Raw genomic sequence first — 26,379 nt, 5'->3', positions numbered from 1 at the left:
GCCGGTCAGCCAGACGCGCTCAATCTCTCCGACATCCGTGGGCGGATCGTCCGACTCCGGATCCCCGGGACCGGGTCCCACACCAGAAGGCTGTCGTTGGTCGCCCAGCGCACCTCACTGATGTCCAGGGTGGGCTCCAGCACACGGCCCGGGCCGATGCTTCGCGGAGTGCCGGCGGAGTTGCGGCCGATCGCTGCCACGTACAGCGTCCTCACCCCGCCGTCGTCGACGACCAGCGCCACCCGGGTGCCGTCCTGGGCCACGCGCAGCGAGGTCACCGTCCGGCCCTCCAGCCAGTCTGCAGAGACCGACTGAGGAGCCGACTCCCCATCGTCGTTGTGCTCCGCAACCTGCACCGAGGCCTCGTCGTCCTCGCTGTCCACCGTCCAGGTCCAGCCGTAGTTGTCCATCGAGGGGCGTGTCAGATCCTCACCCTCCACGGCGACGGTGGGCTCATCGTCCCCAGCCGCACGTGATAGAGCGTCTCGGCATCGCCGTCGAGGAACCCGAAGACCTCGCCCTCCTCATCGCGCGGGTGCGCTTGCGCCTGCGGAGAGTATTCGCTGAGATCCGGAAGCTCGGACAGCTCCAAGGTGGTGGTCCCCTCCTGCAGAGCAATCTCGTCGCCCACGATGCCCACCATCGTGGAGGTCGTGTACGGCGTCTGCTCGATCTCGGGGCGCTGCTCCGCCGGTACCTCAGCCTCATCGGGGATCGCCACCTCGGCAGCCCCCGTGCTGATCTCCACACTGGAGACGGTGTTCAGCTGGGTGAGCGCCATCTCCAGCTGCGACTGCATCAGAAGCAGCTCAAACTGGCTCGCACCCCCACAGCCGACGGGTCCAGCCCCACCGTCGCCACCTGGCTGTCACGGTTCACAGACACCGTCGGCGGCGTGGCGTCGTCCGGAGCGCCCAGCGCAGAGACCACGGCGCCGCTGAGCCACTCAGCCGGGCCCTGCTGCAGGCGGCCCGCGATCTGGGCAGGCATGCCCGGGCGGTTCAGGAACCAGCGCGTGTCCGGGACCGCGAACCGATGCTGCGGGTCGAAGAAGTACATGGTCACATCGGTGAAGATGGCCCGGAACTGCGCGTCATCGAGGATCGTCATATCAGGCGGGAGGCAATCCGCCACTCACCCTCGACCTCCTCCATCTCCAAGGAGAAGGACTCCGCGCTGCGCGGGTGGCTCATCGTTCCGACCGCATCCACCGAGGAGTCCACCGGCACCTGCAGCGTGAACGCCGAGTCACCATCAGGTATCAGCTCCGGCTCATCGGAATAGACCCGGGTCCCCTGATCGGGGACCCACTCCTGGGACGCCTCCGGGGTCAGGTACTGCCGCGCCACGGCATAGTCGTCCTGAGGCCCCGCCCCGCCTGGAGGAACCCCTCGACGATCTCCTCGGGCGCGGCCCCCTCTGCGGGAGGCTCGGGGTTGATGTTCACACTGAACTCCGGCAGCGGCGCCGCCTCCGAGGTGCTCACCGGGCCCTCCGTGGGAACCGCGGGGGCGCAGGCAGTGCCCGTCAGCAGCGCCGCGGCAGCCGCCAGGGCCGCCCAGGTCCGAGACCTCATCGCACTCCTCCTCATCATCGTCCTCAGCCGCACCGGGCTCAGGGGCGTCCTCGGCCCGAGCCGCCGCGCTGAGCGGCTGGTCATTCAACGCCTGCTCATGGACCCTCTCGTGAGCCGCCGCCGCGCTGATGAGGTCCCGATCCTCCACACTCTGCCGCTCATGGGTGGCGTAGCTCGGCGGCAGGGCCAGCGGCGCAGCCCGGTAGGGAGCCTCCTGCGAGCGCGGAAGGACCAGCCGGAAGCAGGACCCCTGCCCCTTCTGGCCCCACGCATCCAGCGAACCGGAGTGCAGCCGTGTGTCCTCCGTCGCGATGGCCAGGCCGAGCCCGGACCCTCCCGTGGTGCGGGCCCGCGCAGGATCAGCCCGCCAGAACCGGTCGAACACCCGGGAGACCTCCTCGGAGGTCATGCCCACGCCATAGTCACGGACCGCCACACCCACCGCCGTCGGCGACGCAGCGATCACAATGTCCACCGGCCTGCCCTCAGAGTGCTCGATGGCATTGTTGATGAGGTTCCGCAGAATCCGGTCGATCCGGCGGTGGTCCACCTCAGCGCGGAAGTCCTCGCCCTGCACCACCAGATACACCGGAGTCTCGGACTGGTCCGCCAGGGGCTTCGCCGTGAGAAGGACCTCCTTGGTCAGGCCCAGCAGGTCCACCTCGTTCAGGGACAGCTCCGCGGCCCCTGCGTCGAACCTCGACATCTCCAGCAGGTCCGCCAGCAGGCCCTCGAAGCGCTCCACCTGATGGTGCAGCAGCTCTGAGGTCCGCTGCGTCATGGGGTCGAAATCCTCGCGGGACTCATGAAGCATGCTCGCAGCCATGCCGATCGTGGTGAGCGGGTGCGCAGCTCATGCGAGACGTCGGAGACGAAGCGCTGCTGCATCTTCGACAGGTTCGCCAGCTGGACGATCTGATCCTGAAGGTTCGACGCCATCCGGTTGAACGACTGGCCCAGCCGGGCGATCTCGTCCTCGCCCACCACCGCCAGACGCTGATCCAGCTGACCGTCCGCGATGCGCTCCGACACCTCCGCAGCCTGGGAGACCGGCCGCACCACGGTCCGGGCGAGCCACAGGGCGATCGCGATGTTCAGCACCAGCAGGATCCCCACACCGATCATGAGGATCCGGAAGACGAAGTCGATGTTCTCCTGCACCGAGGAGAAGTCATAGATGAAGAAGGTGCCGTACGTGCTCCCTGAGGAAGCGAGGTGATCCGCAGGCCGAAGATCACACCGGGAACCGTGTCGCCGTTCTCGTTGACGTAGCTGATCGACTGCCAGTACTGCTCCTGGCCTCCCAGGACCGCATCCCGCATCTCGTCCGTGATGACCTCGTCAGGGTCCACCCCACCCGTGGCGCGCGGCTGCACCGACAGGTTCTCCGCATCCTCCAACGGCACCAGCATCGTCTCCCGGGGCAGGCTCGTCGCCCCGAGATGTCGCTGAAGGTGCTGGTCACATAGTCATTGACCGCAGTGGTCTCCGTGGAGGGCAGAGTGTCCAGACTGCTGCGCACATAGCCCAGGCCGCTCGTGGCCTCGGTCTCCACCTGCTCGAAGCGCTCCTGAAAGAACCCGTCCGTCACCTGCGAGATGAGGAACGAGGCCACCAGCCCCGTGCCCAGCAGCGTGAACAGGCCGGTCAGCAGCACCGCACGAAGGCGAAGCGACCGGGTCCACAGGCGGTGCAGGTTCAGCACCCGCTAGGACGCCTTCGCCTTATAGCCGACGCCGCGGACCGTCTGAATGATCTCCGGGCTCTCCGGGTCGCGCTCGATCTTGGAGCGCAGCCGCTGCACGTGCACGTTGACCAGACGAGTGTCCGCCTGGTGCCTGTAGCCCCAGACCTCCTCCAGCAGCTGCTCGCGGGCCCACACCTGAGACGGCTTCTTCGCCATCGTCGTCAGCAGATCGAACTCCAGCGGCGTCAGGGAGATGCGCTCATCGCCCCGGCGCACCTCATGGCTAAGCGACGTCGATGCTCAGATCCCCACGGTCAGCAGGGTGTCCGCGTCAGCCTTCGGCGCCAAGTCCGAGGGGCGCAGACGCGCCCGGACCCGGGCCACCAGCTCAGCAGGCTTGAAGGGCTTGGGCACATAGTCGTCAGCGCCCGCCTCCAGGCCGCGGACCACATCAGCAGTGTCGGACTTCGCGGTCAGCATGATGACCGGCGTATCAGCCTCATCCCTGATCTCCCGGCACACCTCGATGCCGTTCTTGCCCGGAAGCATCAGATCCAGGAGCACCAGGTCAGGATCACTGGCCCGGAACGCCTCCAATGCCGCATCGCCGGTCTCGCAGAACGTCGGCTCGAACCCATCATTGCGCAGAACGATGCCGATCATCTCGGCAAGCGCCTCATCGTCGTCGACCACCAGAATCTTTGCTTTCATGGAGCCCTCAGCAACCTTCCTCGCATCGTATCGACGCCCAGGATATATGGTGGTCACATGGTGGGCGCGCGCATGGAGACCGGCCGGGGCTCCCTCAGCGCACTTCCGCCCCAGGAGGCCGGGACCAGCAGCGTCTACCCGCTGCGGCCGCTCAGCCTCAACGAGATCTTCGCCGCGGCCCTCGCCATCATCCGCCACTCCCCAAGGCCGCGCTCGGCATCCCCTTCGTCGCGGGGACCATCACCCTGCTGCTGACCCTGCTGACCTACGCCGTCGCCCCCTCCTCCATGAACCGGATCCTGGCCGATCCGCTCGCCTATGAGGACCAGGAGATGGCCCTCTCGCTCATGGGGGAAGCGTCCTTCCTGGCCGTCACCGCCCTCACGGGCTTCGTCTCCTCCCTCCTGTGGGTCGCCGCGGCCACGCTGCTGATCATTCCCGCACTGCGCTCAGGGCTGGGGCTGAAGACCAGCTTCGGCCAGGCGCTCCGGCACCCCGGCCGTCTGGGGCTGGCTGAGCCTCCACCTGCTCATGCTGACCGTCCTCCTGTTCGTGGGACTGATGGTCGGAGCCTTCGTCGCGCTCTTCATCATCATCATCACGCTGTTCATCGGGGCGGTGGTCGTCGTGCCCGTGAGCCTCCTGGCGCTGGCATGGATCACCACCGCGCTGCTGCATGCACCCCTGGTGATCATCACCGAGCGACGCACCGCCTTCTCCGCCGTCGCCCGCTCATTCCAGCTCAACCGCGGACTCTGGTGGAGGAATATGGGGGCGGTCTCCCTGCTGCTCGTCATGGTGCTGATCATCATCAGCATCGCAGCAGTGCCCCTGGGCATAGCCTCCGGCGTCGCATCAGCCGCAGACCAGGGGCAGGCCCCGATGAGGGCGCCGCCGTGTGGATGATGATCGGCCTGCACGTCTTCGAAGCCGTCCTCAACGCCGTCGGCGTGGCGCTCATGGGCGCCGGCGTCGCGATGATCCACATCAGCAGCCGCATCCGTCAGGAAGCCCTCGACGTGCGGCTCAGCCGCACCGTCCGGCAGATGCAGGCCGACGGAGACGAACCATCGCCTGCGGCGCTCGCACAGACATGGAGGGCACCATGACCCCGGCGGCCTCCTACACCCCCGACGAGGCGCGCGAACTGCTGCGCAGCGAACTCTCAGAGGCCCAATACCAGCGCGAGCTCTCCGGGCCGCTCCGCGAAGCGTTCGACGACTTCCTGCGATGGCTCGACGCGCGATTCGCCGACGCCACCGGCCTCGACGTGCCCTTCGGGCCGCTGCTGCTGCTGGTGCTGGCTGCGGCGGCCGTCATCACCGTGGTGCTGCTGATCCGCCCCCGCCTGGAGCGAGCACCCTCGGCCGAGCCGCAGGTCGACATCGACCCGACGGCGAGCGCAGCGCAGCTGCGGAGCCGGGCCGAGGAGCACGCCCACCGCGGCGAGCATGCCGAAGCCTTCCGCGACACCTACCGCGCGATGGCCCGCTCCGCGGAGGAGCGCGCCATCGTCACCGCGCAGGCAGGCCGCACCGCCACCGAGATCGCGCGGGCCCTGGACGCCCGGTTCGGCTCCCGCGCGGGCCGTCTGCAGCAGGCCGCCGAGGACTTCAGCCGCTCCCTCTACGGGGCGGAACGCTGAGTCGGGAGCAGTACGAGGCCCTCCGGCAGCTCGACGAGGAGCTCGCAGCCGCCGAGCCCGCCGCGGCTGCCTCCGGCCCGAGGCTGGTGGCGCCGCAGTGACAGCACCCGCTCCCACCGCCGTGGGCCTGGGCTCCGCGGCGCGGCGCACCTCGCCCGCGGACAGTTCTGGATCATCCTTCTGGTCCTCGGCGCGCTCACCGCCGCGGCGATGCAGCTCATGGACCAGGGCGAGGCCCGCCCCTACGCGCTGGGCAGCACCGAGCTCGACGGCTACGGAGCCTTCGCGGCCGTCATGGAGGACGAGGGCATCACCGTGCATGCCGCCTCCTCCGGAGCTGAGGCCCGCGAGCTGATGGGGCAGCTGCCCGACGCCGGCGTCGTCACCATGCTCCCTCCCAACCTCGGACGAGGCCCCGAGGGCAGCTGAGCGAGGAGCTGCTCAGCCAGGTCTCCGACGGTCAGCGGCAGGCGCTCTGGATCCTCGGCGACTCATGGGCCGCCGAGCATGTGCCTGAGGAGCTGCCCCAAGGGGCGCTGCCCCTCGAGACCGGCCCGGCTAACACTGCCCCGAGATCCCCGCCGGATCCGAATGCCAGATCGACGCGGCCCAGTCGTCCGAGAGCATCCAGGCCCCGGAGTGGTCATCCCCGGCGATGAAGGGTGCTTCCCGTGGACCCCGAGGGCCACCTGCTGGCAGACACCCCTGAAGGACTGGTCCTCGGCGCCCCGACACCTTCGCGAACCGGCAGATCGAGCGCGCCGGAAACGCGGCCCTGGCCCTCAGCCTCGCCCAGGACCTCTCCGGCGAGGACGACCAGCTCATCTGGTACACCCCTCCGCGGACGACAGCCCTGCCGGGGAGGAGGACTGGCTGACCCCGGTCAGCTCCTCGACGATTGGATGCTGCCGCTGATGGGGTGGCTGGTGCTCGCGGCCCTGATCGGAATCCTCGCCGCGGCCGTCGCTACGGGCCCGTCGTCGCCGAGCCCATGCTTACCAACGTGCCCGCCGGGAGCTCACCGAAGGCCGTGCCCGGCTGTATCAGCGCGCCCACGCGCACAGCCGTGCCGCCGATGCCCTGCGGCAGGGAACGCTGCGTCGGCTCGGACGCACCCTGCGGCTAGGCACCCATCCCGAACCCCACGCAGCGGCCCGCGCCGCCGCGCACCGCACAGGACGCGACCCGCAGGAGCTGACCGCGCTGCTGGAGCATCCCCGCGTGGACAGCAGCACCGACCTGGTGACCTATGCTCAGGCACTTCAGACGCTCGAGCAGCAGACCACCACCGTGAACACCCCGACGGAGGAGAACAGATGAGTGATGAGGCCCGGCAGAAGCTGGCCGCCGTGCGCGAGGAAGTGGCCAAGGCCGTCGTCGGCCAGGATGCCGCCGTCACCTCGGTGACCATCGCACTGCTGGTGCGCGGCCACGTGCTGCTCCAGGGGTGCCCGGTGTGGCCAAGACGCTGCTGGTGCGCGCTGTCTCGGCCGCCCTGAGCCTGGACTCCAAGCGGATGCAGTTCACCCCGGACCTGATGCCCTCCGACATCACCGGGTCCCTGGTCTACGACGCAGAAGGCGGAGACTTCTCCTTCCGCAAGGGGCCGCTTTTCACGAACCTGCTGCTCGCCGACGAGGTCAATCGCACCCCGCCCAAGACCCAGGCCGCGCTCCTGGAGGCCATGGAGGAGCGGCAGGTCTCCGTCGACGGCGTCAGCCGGGCCCTCCCCGACCCCTTCCTGGTGGCCGCCACGCAGAACCCGCTCGAGTACGAGGGCACATACCCGCTTCCTGAGGCGCAGCTGGACCGGTTCCTGCTGAAGGTCCACCTGGAGATGCCCGCCCGCGACGAGGAGATCGAGGTGCTCCGCCGGCACGCCGCCGGGTTCCGCCCCTCAGACCTTGCCGCCGCAGGCGTGCGGCCCGTGGCCGGGGTCGAGGATGTGCTCGCCGCCCGCGAGGCAGTCGCCCAGGTCGCCACATCCCCGGAGGTCTCGGCCTACATCGTCGACATCGCCCGGGCCACCCGCGACGCCCCCAGCTTCCAGCTCGGCGCCTCCCCCGCGGAGCCACCGCCCTGCTGAACGCATCCAAGGCCTGGGCCTGGCTCTCCGGACGGGACTACGTCACCCCGGACGACGTCAAAGCCCTGGCCCTGCCTGCGCTGCGCCACCGGGTCATGCTCTCCGCCGAGGCGCACATGGACGGGGTCTCCTCCGACGACGTGCTCCACGGCGTGCTGGCATCGGTCCCGGTTCCCGGCGTCCACAGCCCGGAGGGCCGGACCCCCAGCCCACAGCCCGCATACGCCCCAGCCCCTCAGCGGCAGCACTGAGTCCGCGCCCGCGATGCTCCTGACTCGGCGTGCGCTGTGGGCCGCCCTGGCCCTCGCCCTCCCCGTCGTCCTCCTTCCGGGGCCTTCTGGTGGTGGGTGGGGCTGCTGGCCGCCCTGACCGCAGCAGATGTGCTCCTCTGCGCCTCGCCCCGGCGCATCACGGTGGAGCGTGAGCCGGTGCGCCCCATCCGCCTCGACGAGCACGCCGAGGCCGTCACCGTGCTGCACAACGCCGGGCGGCGGCGCCTGCGCGGATACGCCCGAGACGGCTGGCAGCCCAGCGCCCGCGCCCAGCAGCCGCTTCACCCCGTGAGCATCGACCCCGGCGAGGCCCTGCAGATCCGGACCCGCCTCACACCCGTGCGCCGCGGGCACCTGCGCAGCGAGCACGTCGCCGTGCGCAGCCTCGGGCCCCTGGGGATCGCCGGACGCCAAGTCACCCACCGGGTGCCCCAGACTCTGAGGATCCTGCCCCGTTCCGGTCCCGGAAGCACCTGCCGTCGGCCCTGCGCCGCATCCGTGAGCTCGACGGAAGCTCCGCCGCCAGGAGCCTCGGCGCCGGCACCGAGTTCGACTCCCTGCGCGACTACGTCCGCGGCGACGACGTGCGCTCCATCGACTGGCGGGCCACCGCACGCCGCCGCGCCGGAGGAGCCGACCGGGGCGAGCACCTGGTGGTGCGCACCTGGCGGCCCGAACGCGAACGCCGGGTGATCCTCTGCCTGGACGCCTCCCGGACCTCCGCGGTGCGGATCGGCGACGAACCCCGCATCGAGACATCCATCGAGGCCGCCATGCTGCTGGGCACGCTCGCCGTCTCCGCAGGCGACCGCACGGACCTGACCGCCTTCCACCGCGAGCAGGTCGCACGGGCCTCCTCCGCCGCAGCGGGCTCCTTCAGCCATCACATGGCCGAGCAGCTGGCCTCCGTCCAGCCCGCCCTCGTCGAAGCCGACTTCTCCCAGCTGCCCGCCCGGGTGGCCGAGGTCAGCACCCGGCACGCGCTGGTCGTGGTGCTCACCGCACTGGACGCCGGTGCGGTGCTGGAGGGGCTGCTGCCCGTCCTTCCGACCCTGGCCTCCCAGCACACCGTCGTCGTCGCCTCCCCAGGACCCGGAGCTCCAGGCGCGGCTCGATGCCCGGCAGAGCGTCTCCGACGTCTACTCCGCCGCCGCAGCAGAGCGGCAGCTCTACGAGTCCGCCGCAGTCCGCGACGAGCTGACCGCAGTGGGGCCGAAGTCGTCGAAGCTCCTCCCCGGCAGCTGCCCACCGCACTGGCCGACACCTACATCCGCCTGAAGGCCGAAGGCAGGCTCTAGCTTCGGAATATCCGGATGAGCGCCTACGCTGGATACCGCGATGAAGGTACTAGCAGCAATGTCCGGCGGCGTGGACTCAGCCGTCGCCGCAGCCCGCGCCGTCGACGCTTACCACGAGGTGGTCGGCGTGCACCTGGCCCTGTCCCGCATGCCCGGGACCCTGCGCACCGGCTCCAGAGGCTGCTGCACCATCGAAGACTCCTCCGACGCCTGGCGCGCCTGCGAGAAGCTCGGCATCCCCTTCTACGTGTGGGACTTCTCCGAACGGTTCAAAGCAGATGTGGTCGACGACTTCATCGCCGAGTACGCCGCCTAAGCCGGACCCCAACCCGTGCATGCGCTGCAACGAGAAGATCAAATTCGAAGCGCTGCTGGACAAGGCGATCGCTCTGGGCTTCGACGCGGTCGCCACCGGCCACTACGCCCACATCATCGAGCAGCAGGACGGCACGCGCGAGCTGCACCGCGCCGCCACCTGGACCAAGGACCAGTCATACGTGCTGGGCGTGCTCAACGAGAAGCAGCTCGCCCACTGCTACTTCCCCTCGGCGACACCCCTCCAAGGATCTGGTGCGGGCCGAAGCCGCCGAGCGCGGCCTCTCCGTGGCGAAGAAGCCCGACTCCCACGACATCTGCTTCATCCCCGACGGAGACACCCGCGGGTGGCTGGCCGAGCAGATCGACCTGCAGCAGGGCCCCATCGTCGACCCCGAGGGCGAGCAGCTCGGCGAGCACGACGGCGCGCAGGCGTTCACCGTGGGACAGCGCCGCGGCATGAAGCTGGGACGGCCCGCCCCGGACGGCAAGCCCCGGTTCGTGCTGGAGATCCGCCCCAAGGAGAACACCGTCGTCGCCGGGCCCCAGGAGCTGCTGGAGGTGGACTTCATCACCGGCATCCGGCTCTCATGGGCTAAGTAAGCCCGTCGAGGAGGCCGCCGCGGGCACCCGTTCGACATCGAGCTGCAGATCCGCGCCCACGCCGACCCTGTGCCCGCCCGGGCGCGCGTGCAGCATGACGACGACGGCTCCCCCGCCTGCACGTGGAGCTGATCGATTCCCTCAAGGGCGTCGCCCCAGGCCAGACCGCTGTGATGTACCAGGGAACACGGGTGCTGGGCCAGGCCACCATCGACACCGCCCGCAGCCGCCACTACCAGCCTGCCTAGCCGGATTTCGCTAGGGTGTGAGGATGAGCACCCAGCAGCCCTCCTACGACCGGTAAGCGAAGCCGGGAAATACGTCGACCCAGAGATTCTGCAGGAGCTGCTGTCCATGCGCTCCTCCATCGACAACATCGACGCGGCGCTCATCCACATGCTCGCCGAACGGTTCAAGGCGACTCAGCGCGTCGGGCGGCTCAAGGCGCGGCACAAGCTCCCGCCCTCAGACCCCCAGCGGGAGAAGAACCAGATCGCCCGCCTCAAGCAGCTGGCGGCCAATGCGGAGCTCGACCCGGACTTCGCCGAAAAGTTCCTGAACTTCATCATCGAAGAGGTCATCCGGCACCACCAGGCGCTCTCCGCCACCGAGAGCGACGGACACCCCCGAACCGGCCCGCGGCTCCTGCAGGACCGGACGCGCCCTTCGACTGGGCCACCGAAAGCTGAGCTCCCTCAGCCGACTGCCATCCCGGCGGTGCGCGCCTGCCTGATGATGCCCGGAAGCGCCTGCCTCAGCGCCTCCACATCCTCCTCGGCAGTGGTCCAGCCCAACGTCAGACGCTGGGCGCCCCGGGCCTCCTCCTCGCTGAGGCCCATCGCCAGCAGCACGTGAGAGGGCCGCGGCACCCCGGCCGTGCAGGCCGAGCCCGTGGCCGTGTCGAAGCCTAAGCCATGTCCAGCATGAACAGCAGCGAATCCCCTCCGCCCCGTCGACGGTGAAATGAAGATTGTTCGGCAGCCGCTTCTGCGGGTGGGTGCGCGGATCCGGGCCCCGCAGCCTGACCCCCTCCTCCTGCTCCACCGCCTCCAGAAGCCGGTTGCGCAGGTAAGCCAGGCGAGACGACTCCGCCTCCAGAGAGGCCACCGCCTCCTCGGCCACCGTAGCGAAGGCCGCCAGCCCCGGCACATCCAGGGTGCCTGAGCGGATGTCGCGCTCCTGGCCGCCGCCGTGCTGAACAGGCATCAGCTTCACGTCTCGGCGCACCAGCAGCGCCCCGATGCCCACGGGCGCGCCGATCTTATGCCCGCTGATGGCCATCGTGGAGGCCCCGGACTCGGCGAAGCTCACCGGGATAGACCCGAAGGTCTGCACGGCGTCAGTGTGGAAGGGGACCCCAGCGGCGGCGCACAGCTGACCGATCCTGCCGATCGGCTGCACCGCGCCCATCTCGTTGTTGGCCCACATGGCCGTCAGCAGGGCGATGCTCTCCGGAGCCTCGGCGAGCATCGCCTCGAGCGCGGCCAGATCCACCACACCTTCGGCGTCGACCGGAATGATGACCAGCTCGGCCTCCTCGTGGGCCTCCAGCCATTCGGCGGCCTCGAGAACCGCGTGGTGCTCCAGCGCAGGCAGCAGGATGCGGCGGCGGCGCCCGTCCTCATCTTAAGCGCTGCCAGTACAGCCCCTTGACGGCGAGATTGTCCGCCTCGGTGCCTCCGGATGTGATGATCACCTCACTGGGGTCAGCCCCGGCGGCGGCCTCCAGGCGAGCCCTGGAGGAGTCCGCAGCCAGCCTCGCCCGGCGCCCCGAGCCGTGCAGCGAGGAGGGTTCGCCAAGCCGCTGTGCTCAGTGATCGCCTGCACTGCAGAGGGTTTCAGAGGAGTGGTGGCGGCATGGTCGAAATAGCGGGGCATCACCCTCGATTCTACGCCCGGCCGAGGCCGCGGATCCGGGGTGTCACAGGGATCGGGGGTCAAGGCATGGAGTTATGCTGAACGTCTGATGAACGAGCCAGATCACTACACCGTGCTGGGGGTTGAGCCCGGTGATGATTTCAAGACCCTGCGCGCCGCCTATCGCCGCCGCCTGCGTCAGACGCACCCGGATGCCGGAGGAACGGCCGAAGCATTCCATGAGGTGCAGCTGGCATGGGAGGTGCTCGGCGATGAGGACGCCCGCGCCGACTACGACGCTGACATGTACGGCCCGGCGCCGGAGCGCGAGCCTGCTCCGAGACCGGCGGCCGAACGCGACCGCAGCGCTGCCCACTACGAGCCTGCCGCGGAGGCGGACCAGGGGCTGTACACGCCCCAGTCGTTCTCCAGCCGCGGCTCCGCCGCCAACACCGGCTCCTCGGAGCCTGCCGGGCAGGACCGTGCCCGACGCGGGGGCACAGACGTCGCCGACTTGGCGGTGGAGTACTTCCCGTCCCTGAAGGATCCCCAGCCGCTGCCGCTGCAGCTCACCAGTCAGCGCATGCACGGAACCTTCAAGCGCTCCGGCCTCTTCGGCGGCGGCGCCGCCAAGCGCGGCAGCCGTGTGGCGGCCCTGCTGGAGGCCCACGTCTTCCCGCGGGTTCCTGCGGCCCGGCTGTTCAACGACGTGTACGAGGCCGCAGTGCAGGTGGACCGCCGCGGGCGCGCCAAGCCCACCAGCAGCGACCGTGTGCCGCACGTCCTCATCTGCGGCCACCGGCTGGTGGTCGTCGAGGCGCTGGAGATCGGCGGCGAGGCCGCAGCCTGGGACGGCAGCCAGCTGCATGCCCACGGCCGCAGCCACAGCGTGCCCAACCTTCAGGCTGAGGCGCGGAGGCTCCGCGGGGCAGTCCAGGAGGCCATGCGCGCCACCGCCTCCAGCGTGCCCACGCTGCGCGTGGACTACCAGGTGATCCTCCTCTCCCCAGCGACGACCTCTTCAAGCCTCTGGTCCAGACCGTCGGCGGCGCATCCGACCTGGACGCCCCGTGCCGTGGCGCGCGCGTTCCGGCAGATCACCGATCTGCTGACCGACCAGGAGCAGCCCAACCTGGTGGATCGTCACCTCATGGCGGCCCTGAGGCGGCAGCTGGTCCAGCCGGACGAGATCTAGAGGCACCCAGTGCGCCTGAACGTCATCCTCGACCAGCCCGAGATCCCCGGCAACACCGGCAGCCTCATCCGGCTGGCGGCCGCCGTGGGCTTCGAGCTGCACATCGCTGGACCCACCCTCTTCGAGTTCACCGACACCCGGCTGAAGCGGGCAGGGCTGGACTACCACGACCTTGCCGTCATGACCGAGCATCAGAGCCTGGACGCCGCCTACGCAGCCCTGAGGCCGCACAGAGTCTTCGCGTTCACCGGGAGGCCGCCGCCCACCACACCGACATCGAGTACCAGGACGGTGACGCGCTGCTCTTCGGCCGCGAGTCCACCGGTCTCGACGAGCACGTCAAGCACGACCCCAGGGTCACCGAACTCGTCCGGATCCCCATGCGCCCGGGGATCCGGAGCCTGAACCTTGCAAATTCGGCGAGCGTCGTCGTCTATGAGGCGTGGCGCCAGCACGGATTCGACGGTGCGGTGTGACCGGCAGCATCCCGCTCCGGGACTATCATCTGCGGACCTGCGGGGCGTCGCGCCGGGCCTGCGCGGACTGGCTCACTAGACTCGCACCATGAGCACCCCGAACGGAACGGACGAGCCCGACCAGGACCCGCAGCAGGAGGTGCCGCCTGAGGGCGACCACCACGACGACGCGGCACCCGGTCACAGCGAGGACGGCGCTGAGCTGGGCACGACTGACACTGACGATGAGACGGCCGCACCGGCTGAGGACCCCACCCTGGCGGAGCTGCTGACCGGCACTGCCCGGGGCGACCAGGCCGCATTCTCCCTCTTCTACGAGTCCACCTCAGACGTGGTCTACGGACTTGCCCTGCTGATGCACGCGGAAGCCGACGGCGCCGCCGCCTCGACTCAGGCGGTCTACCAGCACCTCTGGGACCAGGCCGAAGCGCGCGCCCAGGACCTCAGGCTCCAGACCAAGGCCTCCCAGACCCTCACCGACGAGTACGCGGGCTTCGAGCCTGAGATCAGCACCGGTGAGGCCGGACAGGAGGCGCACTGGCGTCCCAACGAGTACGAGCTGGTGCTCGAGTGGCTGGTGCCTTTGGCCCACCGGATCATCGCCGAACGCTTCCGGGAGGGCCTGGCCGAGCCGCTGCCGCTCGTCCCCGTCCCCCAATCCGAGGGAGGCGGCGTCGCCGGACTGCCCGAGGAGGTGCTCGAGGACCTCCTGCCGCTCTCGGACTCCCAGGTTCAGTCTCTGGCGCTGACGTACCTGGCCGGGCGGAGCCATCAGATGGTCGCCCAGGAGGTGGGCGCAGCCGTCCCGTCGGTGAAGTCCCGGCTCCGCGACGCCATGACGCGCCTGCACAGCGCCCGCCTCGAAGGTGAGCAGCGGGGGCACGAGGGCGAGGGCGACCCGATCCTCCGGGCCGCCGTCACCGCAGATGACATCGCCCGCGGCACAGCCGTGAACCGCAACTTCACCAATGAGGTCAGCGCTGACCTGGACAAGGGCCTGCTGACCGAGCTGGCCGAGGCCTACGCCCTGGACGCAGTGGACGATGCGGAGCGGGCGCTGCTGGACGAAGCCGCCCTGACGGCCGAAGCCTCCACCGCGCAGCGGTGGGACACCCGTGTCCTGGCCACCCGCAGAACCCTCGCCGAGATCTTCGCCTCCCACCCCGTCGCACCGCCGTCGGGCCTTCTCGACGCCGTGCTGGGATCGGTCGCCCACAAAGAGGTCGGCATGGGCATGGTGGAGACCGTAAGCTTCGACGCCGAAGAGACGGAACGTCAGGTGCCCAAGGCCAAGCGGTGGATGCTCATCGCCTACTTCGTCGGGGTGGTGCTGGTCGGCCTGCTGGTGTGGCTCATCATCACCGCAGCCAGTGACACCCGCAGTGCGGTGGAAGCCGATGAGGACGCTTACACCATCGAGCAGGAGATGAACGACGGCGGCGAGGTGCGCGCCGTGCTCTCCGAGCAGGAGGACGTCGGGTTCATCGAGTTCGAGGACGTCCCCGAGCTGGACGGCGAGGCCACCTACCAGGTGTGGCTGCTGCCCGTGGGCGAGTCGCCCATCTCATCCCTCGGCAACTTCACCGCCGACGAGCTGGAGTCCGACGGCATCGACGTCAGCGGCCTGGCCCAGCACCGGATGCTGCAGATCACCGTCGAGCAGGTGCGCAACGAGGAGACCCCCAGGGCGACACAGTCACCGAGGTGTCCCTGCAGGTGCCCGAGGAGGGCTAGAAGCCCGAGATCGTCCCCGGGAGTTCACCACCACGTGGTGGAACTCCTCGGCGAAGCCTCCGCCCCGTGGATGCCGCTCATCTGGTCAGAGACGAACCCGACCATCCGCTCCGCATCGCGATGCTGCGTGAAGTGGCGGCTCAGCGCCTCAATCTTGCGCTCCTGCAGTCCGGTCACATCCACTCGCAGGTTCACCCGATCAGCCGGGGCGCCCATGAGGAGCAGGTGCTTGATCTTGAACGCCTCCAGGCCCTGCTGGGCGAGCTCCGGGTAGGCGAAGGGGTTCTCCACCGCCGGGTAGGCGGCCCGCACCACAGCCTCGCCGCAGGCCAGATGGTCCGGGTGAGAGGCCTGCAGCCTCTCCCAATTGCGTTCGGGGTGGAAGGAGAGCACCGCGTCGGGACGGTACGTCCGCATCAGGCGGACCACCTCCCCGATCAGCGCCTCGTCGGGCTGGACGAAGCCGTCCCGGCCGTCCAGGAGGACGACCTCCCGGATGCCCAGCACCTCGGCCGCCGCCTGCTGCTCCTCCAGACGCACACGCGCGGTCTCCTCCGCGCTGCGTGCGGCGTCGAAGCCCCGGCGTCGCGGCGGTGAGCAGCACCAGAGTGACCTCCGCTCCCCGGTCAGCCAGAGCGGCGAGAGTCGCCGATGCGCCGAAGTCGACATCGTCAGGATGGGCGCCGAAGGCCAGCGCGCGGCTGATGCCGAGGCCCTCGATGAGCTCCTCGGGAGTCAGCAGATCCGCGTCGAACCTCATTCCATCTCTGCCAGCGTCGCCTCGGCCTGCTGCTCCTCGCCGTCGCGCAGCACCGTCAGCGTGATCGTCTCCCCGGCGCGGAACTCCCGGATCGTCGCCGACAGCGCCAGCTGCCCGTCGATCCTTCGGTCCTCCACCTCGGTGACGACATCCCCGCCTGCAGGTAGGCCTCATCCGCGGGTGAGCCCTCCAGCACCTCAGTCACCAGGGCGTAAGCGGTGAAGGCATCGCCGCCGATGGGAGCAGCGCTGCCCGCATTGAGGATCTCTTCGTTGATCTGCGGGTCGTGCGAGGCGTCTGTGCCCATCAGGCCGATCTGCCCATGGGAGGCGCTGCCCTGCTCGATGAGGTCCTCAGCGACCCGCTGGGCGTAGTCGACCGGGATGGCGAAGCCCACCCCGATGCTGCCTCCGGCCTCTCCCAGCATGCCGCCGGAGGACGCGATCGCCACGTTGACGCCGATGACCCGCCCTTCCGAGTCCACCAGCGCACCGCCGGAGTTGCCCTGGTTGATGGCCGCGTCGGTCTGGATGACGTTGAGGAAGATGGAGCCGCCCGGGCTGGGCGCAGGCTGGCCCTCCTCCTCGTCGCCCTCGCTGTCCGGGAAGAAGAACTCGAAGCCCTCACCGTCGCCCTCGCCCTCAGGGGCGTCTGCGCCCGGGTCCTCGACCTCCGAGGAGGCCACCGTGATGGTGCGGTCCAGCGTGGAGACGATGCCGTCGGTCACCGTGCCCGAAAGCCCCAGAGGCGCTCCGATGGCGATGGCCCGATCGCCCACATTCAGCTCGCTTGAGCTGCCCAGCTCGGCAGGCGTGAGATCCAGCTCTTCGGCACCCTGCAGCTGCACGACCGCGAGATCCGACACCGGGTCGGTGCCGACGATCTCAGCATCCACCGACGAGCCGTCGAAGAGCTGCACCTGGATGAGCGGGTCGGCGCTGGCTCCGCCCAGCGTCACCACGTGCGTGTTCGTCAGAACATGTCCCTGGTCGTCGAGAACGATGCCGGAGCCGGAACCGGCGGCGCCTCGTCGGCGACCGCCAGCGTCACCACCGACGGAGACGCCTCGGAGGCAGCCGCCGTGACGATCGTGGCGTCATCAGGGCTGTTCACCTCAATGGCCGAATCGCCGGCCTGCTCCTCCACGGATCCCTCTCCGTCCGCCTGGGGCGAACGGTCGGCGAGCGCGGCGATGCCTGCCACCAGCGCGCCGCCGATCAGAGCGGCGATCAGGGTGCAGGCCAGCAGGGCGAAGAGCCCCACGCTGCGCTTCTCCTTCCGGACGGCCGACTGAGGATGATGCGGCTGTCCGGCCGGTGCGCCCGCATAGGGCTCATCGGATCCGTAGGCAGGCCCCTGCGTGCCGGGTCCAGCAGGCTGCGGAGGCATCTGCGCGGTGTGCTGGTGCCCCGCTCCGCCCTCCGCAGGCGTGGGCTCTGAGGGGTCGAAGCGCTGCTCGTGCTCATGCTGGGCGGCGTGGGCGTAGCCGCCGCTGGGAGCGCCCCAGCCCGGGGTGGGCTGCGTAAGCTCGGACGCCCCGGGCGGGGGCGGCTCGCTGGGCGCAGGGCCAGTGGGATTCGACTCGGCGGCCTCGTCCTCGGGGCGGTCGCTGCCGGGCTGGCCGTGGGGGTCCTGGGTCATGAGGGTCTGCCTCGATCCTGTGGATGGACACTGATGTGTCCTGCTTCGTTCTATAGACTCACGGACATGGTGCCAGAAGCTTCTGCATATTTCCCGGTCGCCGTCCCGCCTGTGGGCACGCTGGTGGGTCCGCTGCTCATCGGTGCAGCTGTGCTGGCCCTGATCGGCCTCGGAGCGGTGTGGGTCTCCGGCATGGGGAGCGGCTCCCGGCGGATCTCCTCGGGGCAGCGAAACCAGCAGCTCTCCGAGGCCAAGCGCGACCCCCTCGACGAGCATGACACCGACGAGCTGCGCAAGCAGGCGGGGTCCCTGCTGGTCAGCGCCGACAACGCCGTGCAGGAGTCTGAGCAGGAGCTGCTCTTCGCCTCCGCCTCATACGGCGATGAGAAGGTCCTTCCCTTCCGCAGGGACATCGATGAGGCCAAGGAGCAGCTGAGCGAGTCCTTCCACCTGCAGCATCAGGCAGATGCGGCGCGGGCCGGACGTGAGGAGCTCGACGAGGAGACCGTCCGCGAGAAGCTGAAGACCATCATCCGCAGCTGCGAGCAGATCAGCGAGACGCTGGACTCGCACCAGGACGAGTTCAACGAGCTCCGCAGCCTGGAGCGCGACCCGGGCCCAGCCATCGAGAACCTCGCATCGAAGATCGCCGAGCTCACCCCGCGCCGGCAGGAGCGCGAGCAGGCGCTCGAGGACCTGAGCAGCAGGTACAGCGACGATGCGCTGAAGCAGTACCGCGACAACCTCACACAGTCCGCGCAGGCGCTGAAGGCCGCGGAGGAGGCCAGGTCTGATGCGGCTGCGGCAGCCGAGCAGGGCGATACGTCCGAGGCTGTGCTGGCCCTGCACTCCGGGAGCAGGCTGTCGCGGACAGCCGGCGAGCTGGTCGACTCCCTGGAGCACTCCGGCGAGCGGCTGCGCACCGCGCGGAAGAACCTGGAGACGGGCATCGCCCAGACGGAGTCCGACATCGCTCAGGCGCAGGCCATTCAGGACGCCGGGCAGGCCCATGATCTGGTAAGCCCGATCGCCGCCGCGCAGACTGCGGTGCGTCGAGCCAAGAGCTCACTGGCCTCCGAGGAGCGCATCGACCCGCTGGAGCTTCTGGAGGGTCTCGAGATCGCTCACCGGGAGCTCGATGAGCCGCTCAACGCGGTGCGGGACAAGCAGGCCAAGGACCGCCGGGCACGGGAGGTGCTGGACCACGAGCTCCTCGCCGCCCGCAATCAGGTGCAGTCTTCGGCTGACTACCTCCGTTCCCGCCGGTACGGCATCTCCGCGACCAGCCGCACCCGGATGGCCGAGGCGGAGCGCTGTCTCGCCGAGGCGGAGAGCCGCGCCTCCTCAGAGCCCGCCCGTGCCGTGGACTCGGCCCAGCAGGCCAAGCAGATGGCCGTCCAGGCTGCGCAGATCGCTCAGCGGGAGCAGGCCGAGTCGAACTTCTCGGGCGGCATGGGCGGCGCGTACCAGCACCCCTCCGGAGGGCCCGGCGGCCGCTACGGCACCGGCGGAGGCTTCGGAGGCGGCTTCGGCATGGGCGCCGGAATGGGCATGGGCTACGGCCGACGCTCCCCGATGGGCAGCACCATGCGCACCGCCAGGACCGTCAGCCGCATGACCGGCGGCGGTAGCGCCGCCGCGGAATCCTCTGAGCAGCCCGACGTTCGCCGTGGGCGACAAACTCATCCCTGGGGCTGACGCCGTGCCAGCCCCTGCGACTAGGATCGAGGGCGTGATCGTGCCACCGCGATGCAGCCTGATAAGGAGAAGGTGATCACCGTGAGCAAGCAGTCCATTTTCGGTCGGATGTCCCAGCTCATCCGAGCCAACGTCAACACCATGCTCGACCGGGCCGAGGACCCCGAGAAGATGCTGGACCAGATGGTCCGGGACTTCACCAACAACATCCGTGAGGCTGAGGAAGCCGTCGCCCAGACCATCGGCAACCTGCGGATGATGGAGGACGACTACAAGGAGGACCTCGACACGGCTCGCGAATGGGGGCAGAAGGCCCTCGCAGCCTCCCGCAAGGCAGACGACTTCCGCGGCGACGGCGAGGAGCAGTCGGCTTCGAAGTTCGACAACCTGGCCAAGGTCGCCATCCAGCGCCAGATCGACTCCGAGAACTCGGCGAAGGCCGTGGAGCCGACGATCCAGTCGCAGCGGGACACCGTCGAGCAGCTGCGCACCGGCCTGGAGCAGATGAAGACCAAGCGCCAGCAGCTCATCAGCAAGCGGGACGAGCTTGTGGCCCGCTCCAAGGCTGCCCACGCCCAGTCCCAGGTCCACGACGCCGTGAAGTCCATCGACGTGATGGACCCCACCTCAGAGGTCGGCCGCTTCGAGGAGAAGATCCGCCGCGAAGAGGCCATGGTCCGCGGTCAGAACGAACTGGCCGCCTCCTCGCTCGACGCACAGTTCGAGCAGCTGGAGGACCTCGGCGAGCAGGCAGAGGTCGAGGCGCGCCTCGCAGCCCTGCGCTCCGGAGTAAGCGAGTCAGAGCCCCGCTCGCTGGAGGCAGGCGGGGACCAATCAGCCGTCGACGAGTCGGAGTTCGCCTCGCTGGAGACCGAGAAGGACAGAGCCTGACCCGGAATCGGAGCTGAGGACGGGCATAAACCCGTCGTCTTTGGTGTAATGGAGGGTGGACTTCTTCAGTTCGCCCTCCATTCACCTCTTCTAGGAGATCTACGTGACCGTCAACGGCTCTGACACCGGCGCATCGACAAGCACCGGCACCGTCAACAAGGGACTGGCCCAGATGCTCAAGGGCGGTGTGATCATGGACGTGGTCACCCCGAGCAGGCCCGGATCGCTGAGGAGGCGGGCGCAGTCGCCGTCATGGCCCTGGAACGCGTTCCCGCCGACATCCGCTCAGAGGGCGGCCTGGCCCGCATGAGCGACCCCGAGCTGATCAGCTCCATCGTTGACGCCGTCTCCATCCCCGTCATGGCCAAGGCCCGCATCGGCCACTTCGTCGAGGCCCAGGTGCTCGAGCACCTCAAGGTGGACTACATCGACGAGTCGGAGGTCCTCTCCCCGCCGACGAGGCCCACCACATCGACAAGACCAGGTTCAGCGTCCCGTTCGTCTGCGGAGCCACCAACCTCGGCGAAGCCCTGCGCCGCATCGCCGAGGGCGCATCCATGATTCGCTCCAAGGGCGAGGCAGGCACCGGCGACGTCATCGAGGCCGTGCGGCACCTGCGCACCATCAAGGGCGAGATCGCCCGCCTCTCCGCCCTGGACGAGGTGGAGCTGTTCGCCGCCGCCAAGGACCTCGCCGCTCCCTACCCGCTGGTCAAGCAGGTGGCCGCCGAGGGCAAGCTGCCCGTGGTCCTCTTCGTGGCAGGGGCGTGGCCACCCCGGCCGACGCCGCCATGATGATGCAGATGGGCGCCGAAGGCGTGTTCGTCGGGTCCGGCATCTTCAAGTCCGGCAACCCTGCCGCTCGGGCCCAGGCCATCGTGAAGGCCACCACCTACTACGACGACCCTGCCGTCATCGCCGACGTCTCCAAGGGCCTCGGCGAAGCCATGGTCGGCATCTCCGCAGGAAACCTCCCCAGCACCACCGTCTGGCTGAGCGCGGCTGGTGAGCCGAACCCCCACCATCGGGGTCCTGGCCCTTCAGGGCGCGGTCGCTGAGCACGAGCGCGCCCTGAAGGCCGCCGGAGCCCACACGGTGAAGGTCCGTCGCGCCGCCGAGCTCCAGGGGCTCGACGGTCTGATCATCCCCGGCGGGGAGTCCACCGCCATCGCACGCCTGGCCGCGCCGGTCGGGCTGATGCCACCATCCGGCAGCGCCACGACGAGGGCATGGCCCTCTTCGGCACCTGCGCGGGCCTGATCCTTATGGCCGACCAGGTCCTCGACGCCGAAGCGCTCGAAGGGTTCGACCGCGTCCGCGGCCTGGACGTGGTGGTGCGCCGCAACGCCTACGGCAGCCAGCTCGACTCCTTCGAGACCGAGCTGGAGACCCAGCAGATCCCCGACTCCCAGCGCCGCCTGCCGGCGGTGTTCATCAGGGCGCCCATCATCGAGGACGTCTCCGGCAAGGACGTGGAGATCCTCGCGCAGGCCGAACTGGGCGCCGGGGCTCCCACCCGGTGGTGGTCCGCCAGGGCAACCGCCTGGCCGCCAGCTTCCACCCGGAGCTGACCGCCGACCACCGCCTCCACGATCTCTTCGTCACCCTCTCCGGCGAATAGACCAGCGCCCGCAGGGCACGTGTCAGGGCGCGGGAGCGACACCCACCTTGCACTCAGTGAGTGTTGGGGAAAACGTCAGCGTTCGGCAAGTGACCCGTGACACTCTCTGGCGGTATGCCGGACTTTGACCTCAGTGCGCTCGACCTGGGCGTCATCGCGTTCTTCATCATCGGGACCATCCTCATCGGCTGGTGGTCCGGCCGAAAGACCAAAGACTCGGACGACTTCTTCCTCGCCGGTCGCGGCATGGTCTGGCCGCTCGTCGGCTTCTCGCTGATCGTCACCAACTTCTCGGGCACGCAGTTCCTCGGACTCGCGGGCGCTAAGCTACGACACCGGCATCGCCGTCTGGAACTACGAATGGATGGCCACCCTCATCCTCGTGGTCTTCGCCATGTTCATCCTGCCGATCTATCTGCAGTCCAAGATCACCACGGTCCCGGAGTATCTGGAGAAGAGATACGACCGCCGGTCCCGGCACGCCTTCTCAGGCTTCACGGTGGTGACCGGCATGCTGATCGACTCCGCAGGCGGCATGTTCATCCGGCGCCCTGGTGCTCAGCCTGCTCTTCCCCGACGTGCCCCTGATGGTGCACATCATCACCATCGCCATCCTGGGCGGGATCTACGTGATCCTCGGCGGACTCCGTGCGGTGATGATCACCGACACGATCCAGGGAATCCTGCTGTTCGTGGCGGCGGGCGTCATCTTCGTCTTCCTGTTCCAGGACTTCGACTGGGACTGGATGGCCTTCCCGGAGATCGCCGGCGACGAGGACTTCTCGATCGCCCGGTCCGCCGACGACGACTTCCTGCCCTGGCCCGGCATCTTCACCGGTGCGATCTGGCTGGGCTTCTATGTGTGGGTCTCCAACCACATGGTGGTCCAGCGCGTGCTCGCCGCGAAGAACATCGACCACGGCCGCTGGGGCGTGCTCTTCGTAAGCCTGATGCAGCTGCCGCTGCTCATCCTGCTGATCTTCCCCGGCATCCTCGCCCGGGACGTCTTCCCCGACCTCGACGACCCCGACATGGCATGGCCGTCGCTGGTCTTCGAGTACCTGCCTCAGGGGCTTCGCGGACTGGTGGTCGCCGCCCTGATCGCGGCACTGATGTCCACCCTCGACTCGGTGCTCAACGGTGCGTCCTCGCTGGTCGTCAACGACTTCATCAAGACCCGCAAGAAGCAGTACACCGAGAAGCAGCTGCTGCTCATCTCCCGCGTGCTGGTCGGCGTCTTCATGGTCATCGCCGTCCTCTGGGCTCCGGTGATCCTCACCTTCGACACCATCGTCGAGTACTTCCAGAGCTTCCTCGGCTACGTCACCATGCCGTTCGTCGTCGTGCTGCTGGGCGGCATCTTCTTCAAGCGGGCCACCATGCGCGCCGCCTTCTGGACCCTGACGATCATCGCGCCCCTGGGCATGGTGGGCTTCATCACCGGGGAGCTCCTGGACCTCCACGGCGTGCACTTCCTCTACGCCACGGGCATCATGTTCCTCATCTCGGCGGTCATGTTCGCAGTCATCACCCTCTCCCAGGAGGCCCCGACCCGGAGGACATCCGGGAGGTCATCTTCAGCCGCGAGGTCTGGGACCGCGAAACCGCGGAGCAGGCCCAGAAGCCCTGGTACAAGCGGTACCGCTATGCCGCCATCGGCATGGTCGGGCTCACCGTGGCCGTCGTCATTCCATTCATCTGAGGCCTTGAAGCCGCCGATCAGCGTCACGTTCGTCCCTTTCGGGCGTCATGCCCCGCTCCGGCCCGTCCGGCGCAGTACTCTCAGTCCCAGGCGCGGCCCCGGGCCGCCTGAGGAACGAGATGAGGGCTCTGCATGGGATTGCTGGAACGGCATTGGCGCATCATCTTCGGCATCGCCCTGATACCGGGCATCTGGATGATCTACAACGGCTCTGTGCGCGGCATCGAGATCGGCGAGTTCAGCTACGGGCCCGACGGTTCCGACTACACCAGCTCCTACACGGAGCTCATTACCCGCATCCTCATCCCCGGCGCCATCAGCGTGACGATTGCCGCCGTCGCAGAAGTGGGACGGCGGCGCAGCCTGAACAGGCCGGGGCACACACCCACGGACGCTCGCGCCCCGGGGCACCCCGCCACAGCCGCAGCCCGAGCTGCAGCGTCCGCCGAAGGCCCAGCCTGAGCCTCGCGCCCCCGCACCGAGGGGCCCCTGAACCCCGGAGCCTCGAGGCGCACGTGGCTGATCGCGGGCATCGGCGCGATGAGCGTCGCACTCCTCGCTTCAGCCGCACTGCTGGTGGCCGCGATCATGCTTCGAGACGGCCCGTATCCGCAGCGTGCGCTCACACCCTCGGAGCTGGAGCAGATCATTCCCGCCGAGCATGCGCTGCCGGGCACGCTGCGCGCAGACGCCCCGACCAGGCCGGTGCCGACACCTTCTTCTTCGACGCGGAGTGGGCCCGGCAGGAGCTCAGCGAGGAGCTCTCGTACTCGGAGAACCTGCAGGAGCAGATCAGAGCAGGCGATCCCCGCCCCAGGATGCGGACGCGTGCCTGGAGGCAGTCCACGCGCGCGACGACTTCTGGCACGACCGTGCCGACTCGATGGCGGAGCAGGGACCGGAGGGCCTCGGCACGGAGGCAGAGCGCTCCTTCGCCGGACCCGAGGACCTGCGCGTCACCGCACGCTACCAATCGTATGAGGCATTCCAGGGATTCGGCGACGTCTGGGAGCAGCAGTCCGCGGTGTGCCTTCCCGTGCTGGCGGAGATCGACGGCGGAGCTGCCGAGACTCGGATCTTCGACGAGGGCGGAGTTCAGGGACACATCACCGTCTTCGAGTATCCGGAGCATTCCGGCGTCTCGGTCAACCTCTACCAGGTTATGGGATCCTCCAGCGTGCAGTACTGGGCCCAGAGCAGCGACCCCCAGGATGAAGAGTTGATCGTCGACATGGTTGTCGAGCTGATCGAGCACTCCGAGGCGAGCATCCGGGCCATGGGCCGGTAGGGCAGGAAGCGGCGAAAAGCGGTAGGTTTCCGCACAGACCTGTTCAGACACGAGGAGCATGCAGGACATGACGGACGGACCAAAGGACCCCCGCGCCCAGGCGCAGGATCCGAGCACCAGCGCACAGGAGCTGTACGAGCTGGCCGCCTCCACCCCGAGGTGAGGCCCCAGATCGCCGAGCACCCCAACGCATACCCGGGGCTGCTCGACTGGCTCGGCGGCCTCGGCGACCCCGACGTCGACGCAGCGCTGGCGAGCCGCTCGGGCCCCGGCGAGGACCAGCCCACCCAGGCCCTGCCCACCGGCTCCTCCAACCCGCAGCAGACCGAAGAGTTCGGCGCCGTCCACCACGGGCAGTGGCACCCCACGGCACCCCGCCCTGGGAGGACCAGACCGCCGCCTACCCGGCCCAGCAGCACGCGCAGGAGCATCAGCAGCAGGGCTACTACCCCGCCGCTCCGGTGGGAGCGCCCCTGGCCAGCACCCGCCCATGCGGCTACGAGCCCGTGCAGCAGCAGCCCCGCGTGAAGAGCGCCGCAGTCCTGCGGGCATCTGCGCGATCATCGCCCTTCTCGTCCTGCTGGTCATCGGGGCCCTGGTGGCCCTCTGGGTGCTGTTCTTCTCAGGCGACGACGAGGACGAGCCCGTGGACGATCAGGCGCAGGAGCAGCCCGAGCAGCAGGACGAGGAGCAGGAGCTCTCGCCTGAGGACGGGCAGGAGGACTCCGACGCCTCCCAGACCGTCACCCCGCAGGAGGTCAGCTTCGACGAAGAGGACGGAATCATCACGATCCCCGACGTCGAAGGGATCCAGTACCTCGTCGAGGGCCAGCCGGTCAGCGATGAGGTGGGTGTGGAGCCCGGCGAGACCGTCACCGTCAACGCTGAGGCCATGGACGGCTACGAGTTCTCAGAAGGCGCCACGACCGAGTGGCAGTTCACCGCCGAGGAGGTGGACGAGGAGCGCCCCGCACCGGCGAACGCGGCCAGCGGCAGCTCCTTCACCTCCCCAGCGGCAGCATCCACTGCCAGCTCGGCAGCGATGACGTCACCTGCACCATCGACGAGCACAACTTCAGCGCCCCCATGCGTCTGTGACGACGGATCCACCTTCACCGTCAGCAGCAGCGGAAGCTCCGAGCCGGACTGTGACTCGTCAGTGGGTGGACAGTAAGCGAGCCTGAACTACGGACAGGCGATCACCAACGACGACTTCGCCTGCACCTCTGCCGAGACCGGCGTCGAATGCTGGTCCGTGGACACCGGCAACGGCTTCACGCTCGCCAGGAGAACGTCGACCTGTACGACTGGTGAATTCGCCCCA

At 68.9% G+C, this 26,379-nt stretch carries 22 protein-coding genes and 11 pseudogenes; 22 read left to right on the top strand and 11 right to left on the bottom strand.

Annotated features, from left to right (window positions below; genetic code table 11):
• Positions 1 to 5: 5 nt before the first annotated feature.
• From K0H76_RS06545 to mtrA, 7 genes and pseudogenes are all read right to left on the bottom strand, one after another.
• Entirely contained in the window at positions 6 to 440 is a 435-nt protein-coding gene (locus K0H76_RS06545) for an LpqB family beta-propeller domain-containing protein (RefSeq protein WP_258934872.1), read from the bottom strand.
• Complete coding sequence (locus K0H76_RS06540) at positions 422 to 799, bottom strand: hypothetical protein (RefSeq protein WP_258934871.1); 378 nt, start codon at positions 797 to 799, stop codon at positions 422 to 424. The genes K0H76_RS06545 and K0H76_RS06540 overlap by 19 nt, the downstream gene beginning before the upstream one ends.
• Complete coding sequence (locus K0H76_RS06535; RefSeq protein ID WP_258934870.1) at positions 799 to 1,110, bottom strand: hypothetical protein; 312 nt, start codon at positions 1,108 to 1,110, stop codon at positions 799 to 801. Before K0H76_RS06535 ends, K0H76_RS06540 begins: the two co-directional genes overlap by 1 nt.
• Complete coding sequence (locus K0H76_RS06530) at positions 1,107 to 2,402, bottom strand: ATP-binding protein (protein ID WP_258934869.1); 1,296 nt, start codon at positions 2,400 to 2,402, stop codon at positions 1,107 to 1,109. The genes K0H76_RS06535 and K0H76_RS06530 overlap by 4 nt, the downstream gene beginning before the upstream one ends.
• Positions 2,354 to 2,737, bottom strand: coding sequence for a HAMP domain-containing protein (locus tag K0H76_RS06525; RefSeq protein ID WP_258934868.1), 384 nt, complete (start codon positions 2,735 to 2,737; stop codon positions 2,354 to 2,356). Before K0H76_RS06525 ends, K0H76_RS06530 begins: the two co-directional genes overlap by 49 nt.
• A 73-nt stretch (positions 2,738 to 2,810) precedes the next feature.
• On the bottom strand, positions 2,811 to 3,281 hold the full coding sequence (locus K0H76_RS06520; protein WP_258934867.1) for a hypothetical protein: 471 nt from the start codon (positions 3,279 to 3,281) through the stop codon (positions 2,811 to 2,813).
• Between the two features lie 3 nt (positions 3,282 to 3,284).
• Positions 3,285 to 3,974 (bottom strand): annotated as a pseudogene (mtrA, locus tag K0H76_RS06515) (MtrAB system response regulator MtrA).
• A 57-nt stretch (positions 3,975 to 4,031) separates the two neighbouring features.
• On the opposite strand from mtrA, the gene K0H76_RS06510 reads away from it, so the two are divergent.
• The 9 genes and pseudogenes from K0H76_RS06510 to K0H76_RS06470 all read left to right on the top strand — a co-directional run.
• Entirely contained in the window at positions 4,032 to 4,229 is a 198-nt protein-coding gene (locus K0H76_RS06510; protein ID WP_258934866.1) for a hypothetical protein, read from the top strand.
• Positions 4,230 to 4,505: 276 nt separating this feature from the next.
• Positions 4,506 to 4,880 (top strand): hypothetical protein, encoded by a 375-nt coding sequence (locus tag K0H76_RS06505; RefSeq protein ID WP_258934865.1) that lies wholly within the window; start codon positions 4,506 to 4,508, stop codon positions 4,878 to 4,880.
• On the top strand, positions 4,877 to 5,083 hold the full coding sequence (locus K0H76_RS06500; protein WP_258934864.1) for a hypothetical protein: 207 nt from the start codon (positions 4,877 to 4,879) through the stop codon (positions 5,081 to 5,083). Before K0H76_RS06505 ends, K0H76_RS06500 begins: the two co-directional genes overlap by 4 nt.
• Positions 5,080 to 5,619 carry a DUF4129 domain-containing protein gene (locus K0H76_RS06495; protein ID WP_258934863.1) on the top strand — a complete coding sequence of 180 codons (540 nt, stop codon included), beginning with the start codon at positions 5,080 to 5,082 and terminating at the stop codon, positions 5,617 to 5,619. The genes K0H76_RS06500 and K0H76_RS06495 overlap by 4 nt, the downstream gene beginning before the upstream one ends.
• 210 nt (positions 5,620 to 5,829) lie before the next feature.
• On the top strand, positions 5,830 to 6,048 hold the full coding sequence (locus tag K0H76_RS06490) for a hypothetical protein (RefSeq protein WP_258934862.1): 219 nt from the start codon (positions 5,830 to 5,832) through the stop codon (positions 6,046 to 6,048).
• Positions 6,049 to 6,935: 887 nt separating this feature from the next.
• Positions 6,936 to 7,881, top strand: a pseudogene (locus tag K0H76_RS06485) (MoxR family ATPase); the annotation flags it as partial.
• 88 nt (positions 7,882 to 7,969) lie between these two features.
• A pseudogene (locus K0H76_RS06480) lies at positions 7,970 to 9,275 on the top strand (DUF58 domain-containing protein).
• A gap of 40 nt (positions 9,276 to 9,315) precedes the next feature.
• Positions 9,316 to 10,441 (top strand): annotated as a pseudogene (gene mnmA, locus K0H76_RS06475) (tRNA 2-thiouridine(34) synthase MnmA).
• 85 nt (positions 10,442 to 10,526) lie between these two features.
• Positions 10,527 to 10,796: pseudogene (locus K0H76_RS06470) on the top strand (chorismate mutase); the annotation flags it as partial.
• 92 nt (positions 10,797 to 10,888) lie between these two features.
• Here the strand turns inward: K0H76_RS06470 and K0H76_RS06465 are convergent.
• Positions 10,889 to 12,071: pseudogene (locus tag K0H76_RS06465) on the bottom strand (cysteine desulfurase).
• Between the two features lie 88 nt (positions 12,072 to 12,159).
• On the opposite strand from K0H76_RS06465, the gene K0H76_RS06460 reads away from it, so the two are divergent.
• From K0H76_RS06460 to K0H76_RS06450, 3 genes and pseudogenes are all read left to right on the top strand, one after another.
• On the top strand, positions 12,160 to 13,245 hold the full coding sequence (locus K0H76_RS06460; RefSeq protein WP_258934861.1) for a DnaJ domain-containing protein: 1,086 nt from the start codon (positions 12,160 to 12,162) through the stop codon (positions 13,243 to 13,245).
• Positions 13,246 to 13,260: 15 nt separating this feature from the next.
• Positions 13,261 to 13,721 (top strand): annotated as a pseudogene (locus K0H76_RS06455) (tRNA (cytidine(34)-2'-O)-methyltransferase).
• An 88-nt stretch (positions 13,722 to 13,809) separates the two neighbouring features.
• Complete coding sequence (locus K0H76_RS06450; RefSeq protein ID WP_258934860.1) at positions 13,810 to 15,729, top strand: anti-sigma factor; 1,920 nt, start codon at positions 13,810 to 13,812, stop codon at positions 15,727 to 15,729.
• A gap of 89 nt (positions 15,730 to 15,818) precedes the next feature.
• Here K0H76_RS06450 and K0H76_RS06445 read toward each other — a convergent pair.
• The 3 genes and pseudogenes from K0H76_RS06445 to K0H76_RS06435 form a co-directional block, all read right to left on the bottom strand.
• Positions 15,819 to 16,124 (bottom strand): annotated as a pseudogene (locus K0H76_RS06445) (PIG-L family deacetylase); the annotation flags it as partial.
• A 470-nt stretch (positions 16,125 to 16,594) separates the two neighbouring features.
• Positions 16,595 to 17,173: pseudogene (locus tag K0H76_RS06440) on the bottom strand (trypsin-like peptidase domain-containing protein); the annotation flags it as partial.
• A 14-nt stretch (positions 17,174 to 17,187) separates the two neighbouring features.
• Positions 17,188 to 17,856, bottom strand: a complete 669-nt coding sequence (locus K0H76_RS06435) for a hypothetical protein (RefSeq protein ID WP_258934859.1) — start codon at positions 17,854 to 17,856, stop codon at positions 17,188 to 17,190.
• A gap of 111 nt (positions 17,857 to 17,967) precedes the next feature.
• Between K0H76_RS06435 and K0H76_RS06430 the strand changes: the two genes are divergently transcribed.
• From K0H76_RS06430 to K0H76_RS06385, 10 genes and pseudogenes are all read left to right on the top strand, one after another.
• The gene (locus tag K0H76_RS06430; protein ID WP_258934858.1) at positions 17,968 to 19,554 is read left to right on the top strand and encodes a hypothetical protein; all 1,587 of its coding nucleotides are present in this window, start codon (positions 17,968 to 17,970) and stop codon (positions 19,552 to 19,554) included.
• An 81-nt stretch (positions 19,555 to 19,635) separates the two neighbouring features.
• Positions 19,636 to 20,445 (top strand): PspA/IM30 family protein, encoded by an 810-nt coding sequence (locus tag K0H76_RS06425; protein ID WP_258934857.1) that lies wholly within the window; start codon positions 19,636 to 19,638, stop codon positions 20,443 to 20,445.
• A 172-nt stretch (positions 20,446 to 20,617) separates the two neighbouring features.
• A pseudogene (gene pdxS / locus K0H76_RS06420) lies at positions 20,618 to 21,453 on the top strand (pyridoxal 5'-phosphate synthase lyase subunit PdxS).
• Positions 21,447 to 22,065, top strand: a pseudogene (pdxT, locus tag K0H76_RS06415) (pyridoxal 5'-phosphate synthase glutaminase subunit PdxT). Before pdxS ends, pdxT begins: the two co-directional pseudogenes overlap by 7 nt.
• 96 nt (positions 22,066 to 22,161) lie before the next feature.
• Positions 22,162 to 22,653 (top strand): hypothetical protein, encoded by a 492-nt coding sequence (locus K0H76_RS06410; protein WP_258934856.1) that lies wholly within the window; start codon positions 22,162 to 22,164, stop codon positions 22,651 to 22,653.
• On the top strand, positions 22,653 to 23,948 hold the full coding sequence (locus K0H76_RS06405; protein WP_258934855.1) for a hypothetical protein: 1,296 nt from the start codon (positions 22,653 to 22,655) through the stop codon (positions 23,946 to 23,948). The genes K0H76_RS06410 and K0H76_RS06405 overlap by 1 nt, the downstream gene beginning before the upstream one ends.
• Positions 23,900 to 24,229 (top strand): hypothetical protein, encoded by a 330-nt coding sequence (locus K0H76_RS06400; RefSeq protein ID WP_258934854.1) that lies wholly within the window; start codon positions 23,900 to 23,902, stop codon positions 24,227 to 24,229. The genes K0H76_RS06405 and K0H76_RS06400 overlap by 49 nt, the downstream gene beginning before the upstream one ends.
• Before the next feature lie 421 nt (positions 24,230 to 24,650).
• Complete coding sequence (locus K0H76_RS06395) at positions 24,651 to 25,055, top strand: hypothetical protein (RefSeq protein ID WP_258934853.1); 405 nt, start codon at positions 24,651 to 24,653, stop codon at positions 25,053 to 25,055.
• Between the two features lie 159 nt (positions 25,056 to 25,214).
• Complete coding sequence (locus K0H76_RS06390) at positions 25,215 to 25,583, top strand: hypothetical protein (RefSeq protein ID WP_258934852.1); 369 nt, start codon at positions 25,215 to 25,217, stop codon at positions 25,581 to 25,583.
• The gene (locus K0H76_RS06385) at positions 25,546 to 26,229 is read left to right on the top strand and encodes a hypothetical protein (RefSeq protein ID WP_258934851.1); all 684 of its coding nucleotides are present in this window, start codon (positions 25,546 to 25,548) and stop codon (positions 26,227 to 26,229) included. The genes K0H76_RS06390 and K0H76_RS06385 overlap by 38 nt, the downstream gene beginning before the upstream one ends.
• The last annotated feature ends 150 nt before the right edge of the window (positions 26,230 to 26,379 follow it).

The sequence above is a fragment of the Nesterenkonia pannonica genome, assembly GCF_019575955.1.
Classification (GTDB): Bacteria; Actinomycetota; Actinomycetes; order Actinomycetales; family Micrococcaceae; genus Nesterenkonia; species Nesterenkonia pannonica.
Note: the sequence above shows the minus strand (reverse complement) of the source record. Positions and strands in the feature narration are given on the sequence as shown.

Bases quoted from the DNA above. Each gene is read 5' to 3' on its own strand.
- K0H76_RS06540 (WP_258934871.1), bottom strand. From the start codon at position 799: ATGCAGTCGCAGCTGGAGATGGCGCTCACCCAGCTGAACACCGTCTCC.
- K0H76_RS06535 (WP_258934870.1), bottom strand. From the start codon at position 1,110: ATGACGATCCTCGATGACGCGCAGTTCCGGGCCATCTTCACCGATGTG.
- K0H76_RS06530 (WP_258934869.1), bottom strand. From the start codon at position 2,402: ATGGCTGCGAGCATGCTTCATGAGTCCCGCGAGGATTTCGACCCCATG.
- K0H76_RS06510 (WP_258934866.1), top strand. From the start codon at position 4,032: ATGGTGGGCGCGCGCATGGAGACCGGCCGGGGCTCCCTCAGCGCACTT.
- K0H76_RS06505 (WP_258934865.1), top strand. From the start codon at position 4,506: ATGCTGACCGTCCTCCTGTTCGTGGGACTGATGGTCGGAGCCTTCGTC.
- K0H76_RS06500 (WP_258934864.1), top strand. From the start codon at position 4,877: ATGATGATCGGCCTGCACGTCTTCGAAGCCGTCCTCAACGCCGTCGGC.
- K0H76_RS06495 (WP_258934863.1), top strand. From the start codon at position 5,080: ATGACCCCGGCGGCCTCCTACACCCCCGACGAGGCGCGCGAACTGCTG.
- K0H76_RS06490 (WP_258934862.1), top strand. From the start codon at position 5,830: ATGCAGCTCATGGACCAGGGCGAGGCCCGCCCCTACGCGCTGGGCAGC.
- K0H76_RS06460 (WP_258934861.1), top strand. From the start codon at position 12,160: ATGAACGAGCCAGATCACTACACCGTGCTGGGGGTTGAGCCCGGTGAT.
- K0H76_RS06450 (WP_258934860.1), top strand. From the start codon at position 13,810: ATGAGCACCCCGAACGGAACGGACGAGCCCGACCAGGACCCGCAGCAG.
- K0H76_RS06435 (WP_258934859.1), bottom strand. From the start codon at position 17,856: ATGACCCAGGACCCCCACGGCCAGCCCGGCAGCGACCGCCCCGAGGAC.
- K0H76_RS06405 (WP_258934855.1), top strand. From the start codon at position 22,653: ATGGTGCACATCATCACCATCGCCATCCTGGGCGGGATCTACGTGATC.
- K0H76_RS06400 (WP_258934854.1), top strand. From the start codon at position 23,900: ATGGGATTGCTGGAACGGCATTGGCGCATCATCTTCGGCATCGCCCTG.
- K0H76_RS06395 (WP_258934853.1), top strand. From the start codon at position 24,651: ATGGCGGAGCAGGGACCGGAGGGCCTCGGCACGGAGGCAGAGCGCTCC.
- K0H76_RS06385 (WP_258934851.1), top strand. From the start codon at position 25,546: ATGCGGCTACGAGCCCGTGCAGCAGCAGCCCCGCGTGAAGAGCGCCGC.